The organism is Agromyces badenianii (genome assembly GCF_003070885.1).
Classification (GTDB): domain Bacteria; phylum Actinomycetota; class Actinomycetes; order Actinomycetales; family Microbacteriaceae; genus Agromyces; species Agromyces badenianii.
In genome coordinates this window covers 495,424-511,980 of the sequence record NZ_CP028913.1, presented here as the reverse complement: position 1 = coordinate 511,980, position 16,557 = coordinate 495,424, and the positions used below count along the sequence as shown (strand labels likewise).

Here is a 16,557-nt window from a genome sequence, read left to right as displayed (position 1 = left end):
TGATCATTCACTTTCTGATTGGGATTGCGGGACTTGTCTTGGTTGGTGACGAATGAGCGGATGCCACGGCGAGCTCTTCAGCGCCGCGTGAGGTCTTCGGGCCGCGACGACAGGTTGGACTGCGACGTCGGAGCGACGGTCGGCGCCTCCTCGGGCGACTGCGTCTCGAGGCGCGACTTCCGGCGACCCGACCAGAGGCCGAGGATCGACGGGCGGCCCTGGCGCTTGCTCCACACGTCGACGCCGACGGCGAGGAGGAGCACGAGGCCCTTGATGATCTGCACCACGTCGGCGCCGGCGCCGATGAGCTGCAGGCCGTTGTTGAGGAAGGCCATCACGAGACCACCGACGATAGAGCCGATGACGGTGCCGATGCCGCCCGAGACCGCCGCGCCGCCGATGAACACGGCCGCGATCGCGTCGAGCTCCCAGCCGTTGCCGTCTTGCGGGCCCGAGGCCGTGGCCCGGGCGACGTAGATCATGCCCGCGACGGCGGCGAGCACCGACATGTTCATCATCACGAAGAAGTCGACCCGGCGGTCCTTCACGCCCGAGAGCGTGGCGGCGAGGCGGTTGCCGCCGACCGCGTAGATGTGGCGACCGAAGATCGTATTGCGGGTGATGAACGAGTACAGGATGACCAGCACCACGAGGATGATGCCCGAGATCGGGAAGCTCGTGCCCGGGCGGCCGGTGGCGAAGAGCCAGGCCGCCCAGAGGATGACGCCGGCGAGCACGGCGACCTTGACGGCGCTCACCCAGACGGGCGCGGAGTCGGAGCCCATCCTCTTCTGCACGCGGCGCAGGTGGATCTCGTTCCAGATGATCCAGCCGGCGCCGACCACGCCGAGCAGCATCGTCAACACGTTGAAGTTCAGCGGCACGGCGAGCTCGGGCAGGTATCCGGCGCCGATGAGGCCGAACTCCTGGGGCACGGGAGTCGTCGTCGACTGGCCGATGAACTGGTTGCCGCCGCGGAAGATCAGCATGCCGGCCAGGGTCACGATGAACGCGGGCACGCCGATGACTGCGACCCAGAAGCCCTGCCAGGCGCCGATCGCCACGCCGACCGCGATGCCGAGCAGGATCGCGAGCGGCCACGGGAAGTTCCACTCCGCCATCGACTTGGCCACGATGATGCCGGTGAACGCCGCGACCGAGCCGACCGACAGGTCGATGTGGCCCATGATGATGACCATCACCATGCCGATCGCGAGGATCAGGATGTAGGAGTACTGGTTGACGACGTTGATGAGGTTCGTCGGCGAGAGCGTCAGCCCGTTCGTCCAGATCTGGAAGATGACGATGATGACGATGAGGCTGCCGAGGATGCCGAACTGGCGGAGGCTGGACTGGCCGCCTCCGAAGATCTTGCGGATGTCGGAGAGCCCGCCCTTCTTCTGGGCGGCCGGGTCGTTCGCCGTCGTGCTCATGCGTTCGCCTTCTTCTTCGCGGAGGTCATGCTGCGCATGAGCGCCTCCGGGTTCGCTTCGGATGCCGGGATGTTGTCGGTGATCTGGCCTTCGAACACCGTGTAGATGCGGTCGGCGATGCCGAGCAGTTCGGGCAGCTCGCTCGAGATGAGGATCACGCCCTTGCCCTGCGCGGCGAGCGACTGGATGATCGTGTAGATCTCGTACTTGGCGCCGACGTCGATGCCGCGGGTGGGTTCGTCGAGGATGAGCAGGTCGGGGTCGGTGAACATCCACTTCGCCAGCACGACTTTCTGCTGATTTCCGCCCGAGAGCTTCGAGACGCCCGCGTCGACGCTCGGCGTCTTGATGCGCAGCTGCTTGCGGTAGTCGTCGGCGATGCCGAACTCCTGCGAGTCGTCGACCACGCCTCGCTTGGCGATCTTCGACAGCTTCGCCGAGACGACCGATCGCTTGATCGAATCGAGCAGGTTGAGCCCGAGCTGCTTGCGGTCTTCGCTCACGTAGGCGAGACCGTGATCGATCGCCGACTCGACGTCTTTCAGCACGATCTCCTTGCCGTCTTTCACGATCGTGCCCGAGAGGTAGTTGCCGTAGGAGCGCCCGAAGATGCTCATCGCGAGCTCGGTGCGGCCGGCGCCCATGAGGCCCGCGAGGCCGACGATCTCGCCGCGTCGCACATTGAGGCTCGACCCCTTGACGACGAGTCGTTCGGGCACCTGCGGGTGCTGGATCGTCCAGCCGTTCACCTCGAAGAACACGTCGCCGATGTGCGGCGTGCGGTCGGGGAAGCGGCTCTCGAGCGAGCGGCCGACCATGCCGCGGATGATGCGGTCTTCGTCGACGCCGCCCTCGCTCACGTTGAGCGTCTCGATCGTGTGGCCGTCGCGGATGATGGTGATCTCGTCGGCGACCTCTTCGATCTCGTTGAGCTTGTGGGAGATCATGATCGAGGTGATCCCCTTGCCCTTCAGGCCACGGATGAGGTCGAGCAGGTGCTGCGAGTCATCTTCGTTGAGGGCGGCCGTCGGCTCGTCGAGGATGAGCAGCTTCACGTCTTTCACGAGCGCCTTCGCGATCTCGACGAGCTGCTGCTTGCCGACGCCGAGGTGCTTGATCTGCGTGTCGGGGTCTTCGTCGAGTCCGACGCGCGCGAGCAGGTCGATGGCCCGCACCTTCGCCGCACGCCAGTCGATGCGCCCGCCGTGGTTGATCTCGTTGCCGAGGAAGATGTTCTCGGTGATCGAGAGTTCGGGGATGAGCGCGAGCTCCTGGTGGATGATCGCGATGCCGGCCTGCTCGCTCTGGCGGATGTCGCGGAACTGCACCTCCTCGCCGCGGAAGATGATCTGCCCGGTGTAGGTGCCGTGGGGGTAGACCCCGGAGAGCACCTTCATGAGCGTCGACTTGCCGGCGCCGTTCTCGCCGCAGATCGCGTGGATCTCGGCGGGCATCACCGTCAGCGAGACATCCGCGAGCGCCTTGACGCCCGGGAACTCCTTGGTGATGGAGCGCATCTCGAGGATGGGCTGGGGGCTCATCGCCGGCCTCCTGGGATGGCGCGGCGCCGGAGGGGTGTCGTCGGCGACTGGTTCACGTGCGACCTCGATGTCAAATCGTTCGGGGCGGTTCCTGCGAGTGGTCACGTGTGACCGTTCACATCGACACCAATGGTGCATCCGTGACTCTCCGCTGTCAAGCCGAGTCAGTCACGCTTGCATAACGGGGGCGGCGGGCGGATGCCTCGGCCGACGAGCCCCGGATGACGAGCCTCGGCACGATCTCCTCGACCTCGAGCACCTCGCGGCCGTGCACCTGGTTGAGGAGCAGCGCGACCGCACGGCGGCCGATCTCGCGGAAGTCCTGATAGACCGTCGTGAGCGGCGGCCACACGTGCCGCGCCACGGGAATGTCGTCGAAGCCGACCACGCTGAGGTCGCCGGGCACGTCGAGGCCCGCGTCTCGGAAGGCGTGCATGAGCCCGATCGCCATCTGGTCGTTCGCCGCGAACACGGCCGTGAAGTCGAGGTGGCGTGCGAGCTCGCGGCCGGCGAAGTACCCGAAGTCCGCACTCCAGTCGCCGAGGATCGGCGGGTGCAGGCTGAGGTCGGCGTCGTCGATCGCGTCGAGGAATCCGCGCATGCGCGCCTCGGCCTCGATCCAGTCCTGCGGACCCGCGATGTGCACGATCTCGCGGTGGCCGAGGCTCACGAGGTGCTGCGTGGCACGGCGAGCACCCGTGACCTGGTCGACCGAGAGGGCGAGGTGATCGCTGCGCCCGGTCGACTGCAGGCTCACGAACGGCACGCCGATGGGCGAGGCGGCGAGCACCTCGAAGACCCGCACCTGTGGCGCGATGACGACGAGCCCCTCGATCGCCTGCAGCATGAGGTGCTCGAGGGCGTCGGCGATGCCGGCGGGCGAAGCGTCGGCGAGGTTCGCGGTGTTGACGTAGTAGCCGTGCTCGCGGGCGGCGTCTTCGATCGCGGCGATGCTCGTCGCCGGGCCGTACGCGGTGCCTGTCGAGGCGAGCACTCCGATCGTGTGCGAGCGGCTCGTGACGAGCGCCCGCGCCGCCCGGTTCGGCCGGTACTGCAGCGTCTCCATGGCCTGCAGCACGCGCTCTTTGGTCTCGGGCCGGATGCTCGGGTGGTCGTTCAGCACCCGTGAGACGGTCTGGTGGGACACCTCGGCGAGGCGCGCCACATCGCGGATGCTGGGCGCCCGCCCTTTTGGAGTCTCAGGATTCACTGCCATGACCGATCACCCCGATGTGCACGTTCACATCAGCGGCGCTTCCATTATGCACGCGCGCGCCGATTCTCGCGCCTGTGTGACGTGTGACAGTCACATGACGGGGCGTCGACGGACGATCGCCGGGCAAACGCCGGGCATTCGCCGGGGATTCAGCTCGAGCGCGAGCCGCCGATCGGCCGCACGCGTCTCGCGAGCAGCACTCCCACGAACGCGATCGCCACCGTCACCGCGAAGTCGGCGGCGAACATGCCGGCGCCGACGGCGCTCGAGACGAGGGCCGTGATCGCGAGCGCGATGGCGGCGCCGAGCGACTCCGAGATCGTCAGCGCGGCGCTGTTGAAGCCCTGGGCGGAGACCGGCGACAGGGCGAGCACCGCGACCGAGAACCTCGGGTACATGAATCCCATTGCCCCGCCCGCGAACGTCCAGGCGACGAAGGCGATGGCGGGCGGCAGGGTGAAGATCGCCACGACGAGCACGACGACCAGGGCGACCGTGAGCGTGATCGTTCCGAGCACGACCGCCCGGGTGTTCGAGACACGATCGGTGAGTCGCCCCTGCAGCCACGATGCCGCAGCCCACGTCACGCCGGCTCCCGTCAGCACCGCACCGGCGAGGCTCGGTGAGAACTCGTACCGCTCGATGAAGAGGTAGGGCAGGTAGATCTCGGTGCCGAAGAACGCGCCGGCGACGATGAGCTTCAGCATCACGGTCGCGGGCATGCCGCGAGCCATCCGGAGGGCGCCCGGCGGCAGCAGGGGCCGGGCGGCGAAGGCGGCGAGCGCGATCGCCGCGACCGCGACCACCCAGCGCCAGGGGTCGCCGAGCTCCTTCGAGAGCGAGACCGCGAGCGCCGCGCCGGCGACGACGACCGACCACCCGACGCGGCTGACGCTCCACGGCACCGAGGGGTCGCCCTGCACCTGATCGCGCACTCGCAGCACCGGCGGCAGCATCATGGCCGCTGCGGGCACCACGAGCACGATGACGCCGAGGAACACCCAGTGCCAGCTGATCGCCTCGGCGACGAGGCCCGCGAGCGCCGGACCCACGATCGAGGGAATGACCCAGGCCGCGGCGAAGCCCGCGAAGACCCGTGCCCGCAGCGCCTCGGGGTAGACCCGGCCGACGATGACGTAGAGCGGCACGACGACCGCGGCACCCGAGAGACCGTGCACGAAGCGCCCGACGATGAACACCTCCATGTTCACCGCGGTGCCGGCGATCACGAGCCCGACCACGAACAGCGCCGCCGAGGTGAGCAGCGACGGCAGCGGGCCCGACCGGTCGGTCCAGTTGCCCGCGATGACCATGCCGATGATGCCCGCGGCGAGCGGCACGGCGAAGGCGAGCGCGAAGAGCGACTCGCCGTCGAGCTGCCGGGCGACGAGCGGCATGATCGTCGTCACGGCCATCGCCTCGAACGCCGCGAGGAAGATGAGCGAGAACATGCCGATCGAGAGCCAGCGGTACGGCTTCGAGAGCGGGCCGCGCACCGGCGCAGCACCCGCCGGCGCAGCACCGGCGGCACCCGCCGTCGCAGCACCCGCCGTCGCGGCACCCACCGGCGCAGCACCCGTCGTCACCGGCTCGTCGTCGGTCGAGGTCGGCGCAGGCGTCGGGGCTGAGGATTCGGTCACCTGGTCGACCCCAGAAGGTCGAGCGCACGTGAACTCGAGCGCGCCGCCGGGAATTCCATCGAGGGCACCTCAGAACTCCTCGTGCGTGTCGGGGTCGCCGGCCCAGATGCGCCCGCGCGAGAGCGCCGAGATGGCGTCGACCTCTTCGGTGGTGAGCGCGAAATCGAAGACGTCGAAGTTCTCACGTCGGCGCCCGGCATCCGACGACTTCGGAATCGGCACCGCTTCGAGCTCGACATGCCAGCGCAGCACCGCCTGCGCCGGAGTGACGCCATGGGCGGCGGCGATCTCGACGACGACCGGCTCCCGCAGCAACTCCGTGCCCTTGCCGAGCGGGCTCCAGCTCTCGGTGCGGATGTCGTGCTCGTCGTGGAAGGCGCGAAGCTCCTCCTGCGGGAAGTACGGGTGCAACTCGACCTGATTGACGACGGGGATGACGCCTGTCGCGTCGATGAGCCTCGAGAGCATCGCGGAGGTGAAGTTCGAGACGCCGATCGAGCGCACGAGGCCCTTCTCGCGGAGCGAGATCATCGCCCGCCAGCTGTCGACGAACTTGTCGATGCGCGGCAGCGGCCAGTGGATGAGGTAGAGGTCGACCCAGTCGAGGTCGAGCCGGGAGCGCGACTGCTCGAAGCTCGCGATCGTCTCGTCGAAGCCGTGGTGTCGACCGGGCAGCTTCGTCGTGATCACGAGATCGCTGCGATCGACCTCGGTACGGCGGATCGCCTCGCCGACGACCTCTTCGTTGCCGTAGTTGTAGGCCGTGTCGATCAGGCGGTACCCGTCGGCGATGCCGGCGGTGACCGCGTCGATGCCGGCCTGGTCGTTGAGCCCGTACGTGCCGAGCCCGATCGCGGGCATCGAGTTGCCGTCGCGGAGGGGGTACACGGGAGCGGTCATCTGTCCATCCTCACCCACGATGGTGGCGGATGCCACCGCCGAGCGCGATCGATCGGGATGTTCCGCGGGCCTGCGGCGCCGGCGCATGGGCTCGGTCATGCGGCGTCGAACGGGTCATCCTGGAACGGGCAGCTCCGCGAACGCGCGCACCGGGAAGGTGCCGAACCCCGCGACCCGCGGCGGCACCGCGGTGAAGCTCGCCCCGCGCACGGGCACGTCGCCGAGGGCGGTGAGGTGCTCGACGACGTGGATCCCGGCCGCCAGCAGGATCGAGTGCGCCGGGCGTTCACCACCCGACTCGGTGTCGTCGATGTTCAGCGCGTCGATGCCGACGAGCGCGACGCCGGCATCGGCGAGGTGCCTGGCACCCGCCTCGGTGAGGAACGGCGATCCGTGCGCATACTCGGGCCGGCCGAAGTGACGGCTCCACCCGGTGTGCAGCAGCACCGCCGTGCCGGCGAGCTCGCGGTCGAAGAAGACCTCTGCTGGGATGCCGCGCGCCGAGGCATCCGTCAATCTGAACACCTCGGCCGGCACGCCCACGAGCGTCTCGAGCGGCAGGCTCGCGAGATCGCCGCCGTCGGCATAACGGTGGAACGGACTGTCGAGGTAGGTGCCGGTGTTGCCCGCCATCGCGATGACGTCGATCTCGAACTCGGTGCCCGGCGCGTAGTGCTCCCGCGAGGCCTCGCGCGTGAGGTGCGGCGTGATCGCCGGCACCGGAATGCCCGGGTACGTCACGAGCCCGGCGCTGATCACATGGCTGAGGTCGACGAGCCGGCCGCGCTGCGCGCTCGCACGACCAGCGGATGCCGCGTGGCCGCTCGTGCCAGCGGATGCCGCGGCCGCTGCCGCTGCCGTTGCCGATGCCGGCTCGGCGCCGACGCCGCGCGAGCCGCGGTGCGCCTCTTCCACCACTTCGAGGTTCGAGAGCTCGACGCTTTCGACGAGCGCGAGGCCGAGGTGTCGCACGAGCAGTTCGGCGATCTGCGCCTCCGAGACGCTGGGCGACGGCAGGTCGAGCCGGAAGGCCTCGGCACGCAGGCCGCCCCCGTTGACGAAGGTGATGGCGGCGTCGAATCGGGCCCGGTACTCGGTCATTCGCTCTCCTCCGAGGTGGCGGGCGCACCGACGGTGGCGGGCGTGCCCGAGGTGGCGGGCGCGCCGACGGTGGCGGGCGCGCCGACGACCGCTCGACGGCCGCGCACCCGGCGCACGATCGTGACGAGCACGGCGGCAGCGGCGAGCACGAGCGGCACGAGAAGGTTCGCCCAGGCGAGCACGAGCAGCCCGGCCGTCATGACCGTCGCGACGACGGCGAGCCACCAGCCGAACGACCAGCGCTTCAGCAGCAGCGTGGCGGCGAGCATGCCAGCGGCGTAGATGGCCACCATGCTGCTCGTGTGAATGAGGATGAACCCCGTGAGATCGAGGTCGTTGAGCAGCATGAGCCCGAAGTAGACGAGGATGAGCACACCCGTGAGCGCGAGCGCGCGGCGCGGCACCTCGCCGTCGGCCGCTCCCTTCGCGAAGAAGCGCGGAAGGTCGCCGTCACGGCCGAGGGCCGCCCCGAGCTTGCCGAACGCCGGCAGGTAGGCGTTCATCACCCCGAGCGTGACGATCGCCGCGACGATCGCGACGAGCACGGGCCCGATGCCGGGCGCGGTGGCCTCGACGAGGTCGAGCAGGGGAACCTGCCCGTCGCCGGCGCGGTCGCCGAGCACCGCGACCGTGACGAACTGCAGCGCGAGGTACCCCGCGCCGACCACGACGATGGCGATCCCCGTCGCGAGCGGGATGACGCGGCGCGGGTTCTTGAACTCGCCCGCGATGTGCGTGCCGACCTCCCAGCCGGCGAACGCCCACACGAAGAGGCTGACCGCGACGCCGACCCCGCCCCAGCCGTTCGGCAGGAACGGTTCGAAGTTCGACGCCTCGACCGCCGGGAAGGTGACCGCCACCACGCCGACCACGACGGCGACGAGCAGCCCGGTGAGCACGAACTGCACCCACCCGGCGACGCGCACGCCGAACCAGTTGATGATGAACGGCGGCACGAAGACCGCGAAGCCGATGATCGGCACGGCGGCGCGGTCGATGCCGAGCACGGCCACGACGTACTCGCCGCCGAGCACCGCGAGCACGGGGGCGCCGAAGCAGACGCCGAAGAAGAACCAGTACCCGGCCATGCGGGCCGCGGTGTCGCCGAGTGCGCGGCGCACGTAGCTCGCGACGCCGCCCGCATCGGGGTAGCGCGAGGCCAGGGCGGCGAACGTGCCGGCGAGCGGAATGGAGAGCACGAGCACGATGGCCACCGCGACGATCGAGGCCGGGCCCGCGGCAGCGGCGGCCAGACCGGGCAGCACGAGGATGCCGGTGCCGAGCACGCTCGCGACGTACAGGGCGGTGCCCTGCACGAGCCCGAGGCTGCCGCGGTGCGGCTGCGCGTCGTCGCCGGCGGGCGGTGCCGCGGGCGCCTGCCCCGGTGTCGTACCGGCGGCCACGGCGATGTCGTTCGAAGTCACCCGCTCATTCTGGGGCATCCGCTCTGCCGGTGCTGCTGGCAGAGTTGACAGTCTTCGTCAAGATCCTGCCAGACCAGCACCGCCTCGCACCTGCGCGGTCGCGGCCTCCCGATCGATGAAGTTGGTGACCTCGCTGATCGAGTGCATCAAGGGCGCCGGGAACACCACCAGCGTGTTCTTGTCGACCCCCACCTCGACGAGCGTCTGCAAAGTGCGCAGCTGCAGGGCGAGGGGATGCGACATCATCGTGTCGCTCGCAACGCCGAGCTTCGCCGCGGCGAGCGCCTCGCCCTCGGCCGCGATGATCTTCGCCCGCTTCTCGCGCTCGGCCTCGGCCTGCCGTGCCATGGCCCGCTTCATCGAGTCGGGCAGCAGGATGTCCTTGAGCTCGACGAGGGTGACCTGCGCGCCCCACTCGACCGTGACGACGTCGAGAATCTCGCGGATGTTGATGTTGAGCTTCGCCGTCTCGGCGAGGGTCTCGTCGAGGTGATGCTGCCCCACGACCTTGCGGAGCGTGGTCTGCGCGATCTGGTCGATCGCCGACCGCACGTTCTCGATGGCGATCACCGACTTGACCGGGTCGACGATGCGGTAGTACGCGACCGCCGAGACCCCGACGCTCACGTTGTCGCGGGTGATGATGCCCTGCGACTGGATCGGCACGGTCACGATGCGCAGCGAGACCTTCGTCATCACGTCCACGATCGGGATGATGAACCGGATGCCCGGGTCACGGACGCTGTGCAGCCGCCCGAACCGGAGCACCACGCCGCGCTCGTACTGCTTCACGATCTTCACCGACATGAAGAACAGCACGATCGCGAGGATGACGACGATGACCAGGGTCACCCAGAACCAGACCATGGGAGATCATCTCCTCGGCGCCGGTGACGTGCCGTGCGCCTCCTCCCATTGTCCCACTCCTCCGGCGATGCGCGGCAGGGGCACGAGAGGCGGCAGGGGCACGAGAGGCGGCGGGCGCGGGCGCGGGCCGCCCCGCGGCTACAGGCGGGCGAGCGCCCCGTCGATGTCGGCGAGCAGATCGTCGACGTCTTCGATGCCGACCGAGAGACGCACGATCGACTCGGGCACCTCCGCGTCGGTGCCCTTCACCGAGGCGTGCGTCATCTCCGACGGGTAGTTGACGAGCGACTCGACGCCGCCGAGCGACTCGGCGAGCTGGAACAGCTCGGTCGACTCCGCGAACCGGCGGGCCGCCTCGCCGCCACCGGCGAGGGCGATCGAGAGCATGCCGCCGAATCCCGACATCTGCCGGGCGGCGAGCTCATGGCCCGGATGCGACTCGAGGCCCGGGTAGTAGACGCGCTCGATGCCCGCGTGCTCGTCGAGCCGCTGAGCGATCACCATGGCGTTGCGGCTGTGCCGCTCCATGCGCACCCCGAGCGTCTTGATGCCCCGCGAGGTGAGGAAGGCGTCGAACGGCCCCGAGACCGCGCCCGCCGCGAACTGGGTGAACGTCACGCGCTCGGCGAGATCGGCGAGTTCGGGTCGCGCAGAGCCCGCGCCGGCGCCGGTGCCCGCGCCGAACACGAGCGCGCCGCCGACGACGTCGGAGTGCCCGCCGAGGTACTTCGTCGTCGAGTGCACGACGACGTCGGCGCCGAGCGCGAGCGGCTGCTGCAGCGCGGGCGAGGCGAAGGTGTTGTCGACGACCACGAGCACGCCGGCCGCCCGGCCGAGCTCGGCGAGCGCCGCGACATTCGAGATCTTCATGAGGGGGTTCGACGGGGTCTCGACCCAGAGCACCTTCGTCGACGGCTCGATCGCCGCACGCACCGCGTCGAGGTCGCTCGTGTCGACCGTCGTGTGCCGCACGCCCCACGCCCCGTGGATGCGACGGATGAGCCGGTGCGTGCCGCCGTAGACGTCGTTGCCGATGACGACGTGGTCGCCGGGCGCGAGCACGGTGCGCAGCAGCGCATCTTCCGCCGCGAGGCCCGAGGCGAACGAGAGCCCGAGCTCGCCGCCCTCGAGCGCGGCCAGCTGGGTCTCGAGGGCGGTGCGCGTGGGGTTGCCGCCGCGCGAGTACTCGTAGCCGCCGCGCAGCCCGCCGATGCCGTCTTGCACGTAGGTCGAGGTCTGGTAGATCGGCGGGATGACCGCGCCGGTGGTCGGGTCGAACTCCTGCCCGGCGTGGATCGCGAGCGTGTCGAAGCGAGCCCGCGATGCGGCGTTCTCAGGAGTGTTCATGAGCGCGAAGCCCCTTTCCGGTCGAGATGAAGGAAGAGATGTGGGCCGCTGCCGGCCGGGCCGTCAGGCCGAGAGGTAGCTGAGCAGGTCGGTGCGGGTGATCACGCCGAGGGCCTTGCCGCCGTCGGTCACGAGCATCGCCGACGTCGTCGAGAACGCCGAGCGAGCGGATGCCACGGGCTCATTGACCCCGATGAGCGGCAGCGACTCGCCCACCACGCTCGAGACCTCGTCGGAGAGCTTGGCCTCGCCCGAGAACACCAGGTCGAGCAGGGTCTCCTCGTCGAGCGCGCCGAGCACCTCGCCGAGCACCACGGGCGGCTCGGCCGTCAGCACGAGCAGCTGGGAGACGCCGGTCTCGGTCATGCGGTCGATCGCCTCGCGCACCGTGTCGGCGGGGTGCACGTAGACGAGCGGTGCGGTGCGGTCGGCCTTCGCCGCGAGCAGCTCGGCGATCGTGTGACCGGCGGGCGCGTTCGAGAAGCCGTAGGCGCGCATCCACTTGTCGTTGAAGATCTTGCCGAGGTAGCCGCGCCCGCCGTCGGGCAGCAGCACCACGAAGACCTCGTCGGGGCCGGCGGATGCCGCGGCCTTGAGCGCCGCGACCACGGCCATGCCGCTCGACCCGCCGACGAGAATGCCCTCTTCGCGGGCGAGCCGCCGGGTCATCTCGAACGACTCGGCGTCGGAGACCGCGATGATCTCGTGCGGCACTGCGGGGTCGTAGGCGGTGGGCCAGAAGTCTTCACCGACGCCCTCGACGAGGTAGGGGCGACCCGTGCCGCCCGAGTACACCGAGCCCTCGGGGTCGGCGCCGATGATGCGCACGCGATCTTCGGACACCTCACGCAGATACCGCCCGGTACCGGTGATCGTGCCGCCGGTGCCGACGCCGGCGACGAAGTGGGTGATCTTCCCGTCGGTGTCGCGCCAGATCTCGGGACCGGTGGTCTCGTAGTGCGAGCGCGGCCCGTTGGGGTTGGAGTACTGGTCGGGCTTGAACGCGCCGGGGATCTCGCGGGCGAGCTTGTCGGAGACGCCGTAGTACGACTCGGGGCTGTCGGGCGCGACCGCGGTCGGCGTCACGACGACCTCGGCGCCGTAGGCCGTGAGCACGTTGCGCTTGTCTTCGCCGACCTTGTCGGGGCAGACGAAGATGCAGTGGTACCCGCGCTGCTGCGCGATGAGCGCGAGTCCGACCCCGGTGTTGCCCGAGGTGGGCTCGACGATCGTGCCGCCGGGCTTCAGCTTGCCGTCGCGCTCGGCCGCGTCGATGATGCGGCCGGCGATGCGGTCTTTCGAGGAGCCGCCGGGGTTCAGGTATTCGAGCTTGACCAGCACCGTGGCATCCGTCACGCCGTTCGTGACGTGCTGCAGCTTGACGAGCGGGGTGTCGCCGATGAGATCGACGATGGTTTCTGCGTACTTCATCTCAGTGTCCTTGCTGGTCGGCTCGTGCCGCTCACTCGGCGGACGAGAGCGGCGAACGATCGGGCGTGCGGGGTCGGTCGACGTCGGCGTCAGCGACAACACAGCGCGAGGATCACGTGGCAACTCTATCCGCTCGGCGCACCGAGCCGAAGGGCGAGCGGATGCCTCGACCCGGCGTGCTCCCAGCGTATGCGTACGTATGATTGAAGCGACAACCATCGAGAGAGGCCAAGCGTGAGCGCGACCCCGCCCGTTCCCCCCGCCGTGAAGAAGCAGCTTTCCGTGAAGGCGCAGCGCGCCGCTGAACGCGAGCGGAAGCTCGCCGAGTTCAAGAAGCGGGAGGCCAGGGCCAAGCGCAATCGGCGCATCGGCATCGGGTCGGCCATCGTCGGCGGCGTCGCCGTGGTCGGGCTCATCATCACCGCGATCGTCTTGACCCCGCAGCCGGTCTCGTACGGCGCGGGCGGCGACGGCACCGTGATCGAGGGCGTCGAGACGTTCGACAACGAGGCCGGTCACGTCGAGGGCGCCGTCGAGTACGCCCAGACCCCGCCCGCCGGCGGGGAGCACAACCCCGCGTGGCTGAACTGCGGCGTCTACGAGCAGCCGGTGCCGAACGAGAACGCCGTGCACTCGCTCGAGCACGGTGCGATCTGGGTGACCTACGACCCCGCGCTGTCGGCGTCGGAGCTCGAGTCGCTGAAGAAGCACCTGCCCTCCACCTACGTCGTGCTCTCACCCTTCGAGGGGCTCCCGTCGCCGATCGTGCTGAGCGGCTGGAACACGCAGCTCGCCGTCGACGACGTCGATGACGCGCGCATCCCGGCATTCTTCGAGGAGTTCTGGAAGAGCCAGAACGTGCCCGAGCCCGGCGCCATGTGCACCGGCGCGTTCGACGCGCCCGGCAAGGTGTCGTGACCGGCAGCAGCGCCAGCACCGACGGCGACGGGGCGGCAGCCCCCGCGCGGCGCCGGGGCGGTCGGGTCGCCGCCATCGTCGTGGCATCCCTCGCCCTCGTGGCCGTGGCGATCGCCGCGTTCTCGATCGGGCGGCTCTCGACGCTCGCCGAACCGACCCCGACCGACACGAGCGCCGAGGCCGGGTTCGCCCGCGACATGCAGGTGCACCACCTGCAGGGCGTCGAGCTCGCGATGATCGTGCGCGACGCGACCGACGACCCCGCCGCGCGCCTGCTCGGCTACGACATCGCGACGACGCAGGCCCAGCAGGCCGGGCAGATGTACGGCTGGCTCGCCGAGTGGGGCCTCTCGCAGTCGGGCTCCGAGCCGTCGATGACGTGGATGACCCGGCCCGCATCCGACGGCACCGCCGCCCACGGCGAGCACGGCGCCGACGCCGACAGCCACTCCCCCGGCACCCATACGCCCGGCGCCCCCATGCCCGGGCTCGCGACGCCCGCCCAGGTCGAGGAGCTGCGCGCCCTCACCGGCGTCGAGGCCGAGCGTCGCTTCCTCGAGCTCATGATCGCCCACCACCGCGGCGCGGTCGAGATGGCGGACGCCGTGCTCGCCCGCTCCTCGAACGGCGTCGTCGTCGCGCTCGCGACCTCGATCGTCGCCAGCCAGAACTCGGAGATCGAGCTCATGACCGGCATGCTCGCCGAGCGGGCCCCCGCCGACTCGTCGCCGAACGCACCTGCCGGCTGATCGTCGAGCGCGACCGCCCGCACCGATTCAGCCCTCGAGCACCGGGCGTTCCTCCTGCTGCCGGTAGAGCGAGGCATAGACGCCCTCGGCTCCGACGAGCTCGGCGTGCGTGCCCTGCTCGACGATGCGCCCGGCGACGACCACGAAGATGACGTCGGCGGCGACCACCGTCGAGAGGCGGTGCGCGATCGCGATCGTGGTGCGGCCGCGCGCGGCATCGTCGAGCGCCTGCTGCACGACCCGCTCGGAGATCGTGTCGAGCGCGCTCGTCGCCTCGTCGAGCACGAGCACCGCCGGGTCCTTCAGCAGCACCCGCGCGATCGCGATGCGCTGCTTCTCGCCGCCCGAGAGCCGGTAGCCGCGTTCGCCAACGACCGTGTCGTAGCCGTCGGGGAAGGAGGCGATCGTCTCGTGGATGTTCGCGGCGCGGGCCGCCGCCTCGAGCTCGGCGTCGGTGGCATCAGGCCTCGCGTACCGCAGGTTCTCGCCGATCGTGGCGTGGAAGAGGTACGTCTCTTGACTCACGATGCCGATGTGCGAGATGAGCGACTCCTGGTCGAGGTCGCGCACGTCGACGCCCGCGAAGCGCACGGCGCCGGCGGATGCCTCGTAGAGCCGAGGCACGAGGTACGAGACCGTCGTCTTGCCGGCCCCCGAGGGCCCGACGAACGCCGCGAACTGCCCCGGCTCGATCGTGAAGCTCACCGCGTCGAGCGTCGGACGCGACTCGTCTTCGGCATCGGGGTAGCGGAACGACACCTCGTCGAACTCGACCCGCCCGAGCGCCGGCCCCGTCGGTACCGGCCGGGCAACGGGCGTGTCGGTGATCGCGGGCTTCAGGTCGAGGTACTCGAAGATGCGGGCGAACAGGGCACTCGAGGTCTGCAGGTCGAGGGCGACGCGCATGAGCCCCATGAGCGGGAACAGCAGGCGCGCCTGCACGGTCGTGAATGCGACGATCGTGCCCGCCGTGACATCCGCTGCGCCGCCGGTGACGAGCCACCCCGCGACCAGGTAGACGATCGCGGGGATCGACGACATGAAGATGTTGACCATCGCGAAGAACCACTGCCCGGTCATCTGCTGCTTGACCTGCAGCTCGATCTGGTTCTGGTTCTCGTCGGCGTAGCGCTCGATCTCGCTCTTCTGCCGGGTGAAGCTCTTCGACAGCAGGATGCCGGAGACCGACAGCGTCTCCTGGGTGATCGCGGTCATCTCCGACAGCGACTCCTGCGTCTTGCCCGCGATGCGGGCGCGCACCTGGCCGACCCGGCGCTGGGCGATGACCATGAACGGCATGAGCACGAGCGCGATGATCGTCAGCTGCCAGTTCAGGATGAGCATCGCGATGAACGCCGAGATCACCGTCACGGTGTTGCCGAGCACGCTCGAGACCGTGTTCGTCAGCACGCCGGCGACGCCGCCGACGTCGTTCTGCAATCGCGACTGGATGACACCGGTCTTCGTGCGGGTGAAGAAGCTGAGCTCCATCGCCTGCAGGTGCGTGAAGAGGCGCACTCGCAGGGCGCCCATGACCTTGTTGCCGATCGTCGCGGTGAGCCAGGTCTGCCAGACGCCGAGCAGGGCCGAGACGATGAACACCGCGATCATCGCGATGACGAGCGACGCCAGCACCGGCAGGTTCGGGCCGGTCGCCTCGCCGCTCGCATCGACCGGGAACAGGCCGTCGTCGAACGCCCGCTGGGTGAGCAGGGGCGGGATGACGCTGAGCGCGGCGCCGATGAGCACGAGCACGACGGTCGTGATGAGCGCGGCCTTGTGCGGCGCGAACAGCTCGCCGATGCGGCGCAGCAGGTTGGGCACGCGCGGCGCCTCGGCGTTCGCCGCGCGCTGCGCATCCTCGTCGGCCGCGAACACCCGGCGGGCGCCGCCTCCGCCGCCGCGGCCGCCGGCGACGGCTGCGCCGCCGCCGCGAGGCGCTCCCCCATGCATGCTCATGGATTCACCCTACGTCGCCCCCGGGCGCCGC

Annotated in this window: 13 protein-coding genes; 2 read left to right on the top strand and 11 right to left on the bottom strand. The window is 69.8% G+C overall.

From position 1 onward, the window contains the following. Positions 1–77 precede the first annotated feature (77 nt). From mmsB to DCE93_RS02340, 10 genes are all read right to left on the bottom strand, one after another. Complete coding sequence (gene mmsB, locus DCE93_RS02385; protein ID WP_108594471.1) at positions 78–1,433, bottom strand: multiple monosaccharide ABC transporter permease; 1,356 nt, start codon at positions 1,431–1,433, stop codon at positions 78–80. Further along, entirely contained in the window at positions 1,430–2,974 is a 1,545-nt protein-coding gene (gene mmsA, locus DCE93_RS02380; RefSeq protein WP_108594470.1) for a multiple monosaccharide ABC transporter ATP-binding protein, read from the bottom strand. The genes mmsB and mmsA overlap by 4 nt, the downstream gene beginning before the upstream one ends. 154 nt (positions 2,975–3,128) lie before the next feature. After that, on the bottom strand, positions 3,129–4,190 hold the full coding sequence (locus DCE93_RS02375) for a LacI family DNA-binding transcriptional regulator (protein ID WP_108594469.1): 1,062 nt from the start codon (positions 4,188–4,190) through the stop codon (positions 3,129–3,131). A 149-nt stretch (positions 4,191–4,339) separates the two neighbouring features. Then, positions 4,340–5,830, bottom strand: a complete 1,491-nt coding sequence (locus DCE93_RS02370; protein WP_108594468.1) for an MFS transporter — start codon at positions 5,828–5,830, stop codon at positions 4,340–4,342. 69 nt (positions 5,831–5,899) lie between these two features. Then, positions 5,900–6,730, bottom strand: a complete 831-nt coding sequence (locus DCE93_RS02365; protein WP_108596543.1) for an aldo/keto reductase — start codon at positions 6,728–6,730, stop codon at positions 5,900–5,902. A 114-nt stretch (positions 6,731–6,844) separates the two neighbouring features. Continuing rightward, the gene (locus tag DCE93_RS02360; RefSeq protein WP_108594467.1) at positions 6,845–7,831 is read right to left on the bottom strand and encodes a cyclase family protein; all 987 of its coding nucleotides are present in this window, start codon (positions 7,829–7,831) and stop codon (positions 6,845–6,847) included. Further along, positions 7,828–9,255, bottom strand: coding sequence for an APC family permease (locus DCE93_RS02355; RefSeq protein WP_244284223.1), 1,428 nt, complete (start codon positions 9,253–9,255; stop codon positions 7,828–7,830). Before DCE93_RS02355 ends, DCE93_RS02360 begins: the two co-directional genes overlap by 4 nt. A gap of 57 nt (positions 9,256–9,312) precedes the next feature. Further along, on the bottom strand, positions 9,313–10,122 hold the full coding sequence (locus DCE93_RS02350; protein ID WP_108594465.1) for a slipin family protein: 810 nt from the start codon (positions 10,120–10,122) through the stop codon (positions 9,313–9,315). A gap of 138 nt (positions 10,123–10,260) precedes the next feature. Beyond that, entirely contained in the window at positions 10,261–11,469 is a 1,209-nt protein-coding gene (locus DCE93_RS02345) for a cystathionine gamma-synthase (RefSeq protein WP_108594464.1), read from the bottom strand. Between the two features lie 63 nt (positions 11,470–11,532). After that, a complete protein-coding gene (locus tag DCE93_RS02340) occupies positions 11,533–12,900 on the bottom strand; it encodes a cystathionine beta-synthase (RefSeq protein WP_108596542.1) in 1,368 nt (455 codons plus the stop codon). 234 nt (positions 12,901–13,134) lie between these two features. Between DCE93_RS02340 and DCE93_RS02335 the strand changes: the two genes are divergently transcribed. Beyond that, positions 13,135–13,818, top strand: coding sequence for a DUF3105 domain-containing protein (locus tag DCE93_RS02335; RefSeq protein ID WP_108594463.1), 684 nt, complete (start codon positions 13,135–13,137; stop codon positions 13,816–13,818). Then, positions 13,815–14,567: a DUF305 domain-containing protein gene (locus tag DCE93_RS02330; protein ID WP_244284222.1), complete on the top strand. Its 753-nt coding sequence runs from the start codon at positions 13,815–13,817 to the stop codon at positions 14,565–14,567. The genes DCE93_RS02335 and DCE93_RS02330 overlap by 4 nt, the downstream gene beginning before the upstream one ends. A gap of 27 nt (positions 14,568–14,594) precedes the next feature. Here DCE93_RS02330 and DCE93_RS02325 read toward each other — a convergent pair whose 3' ends face one another. Next, a complete protein-coding gene (locus DCE93_RS02325; RefSeq protein ID WP_244284221.1) occupies positions 14,595–16,526 on the bottom strand; it encodes an ABC transporter ATP-binding protein in 1,932 nt (643 codons plus the stop codon). Between the last annotated feature and the right edge of the window lie 31 nt (positions 16,527–16,557).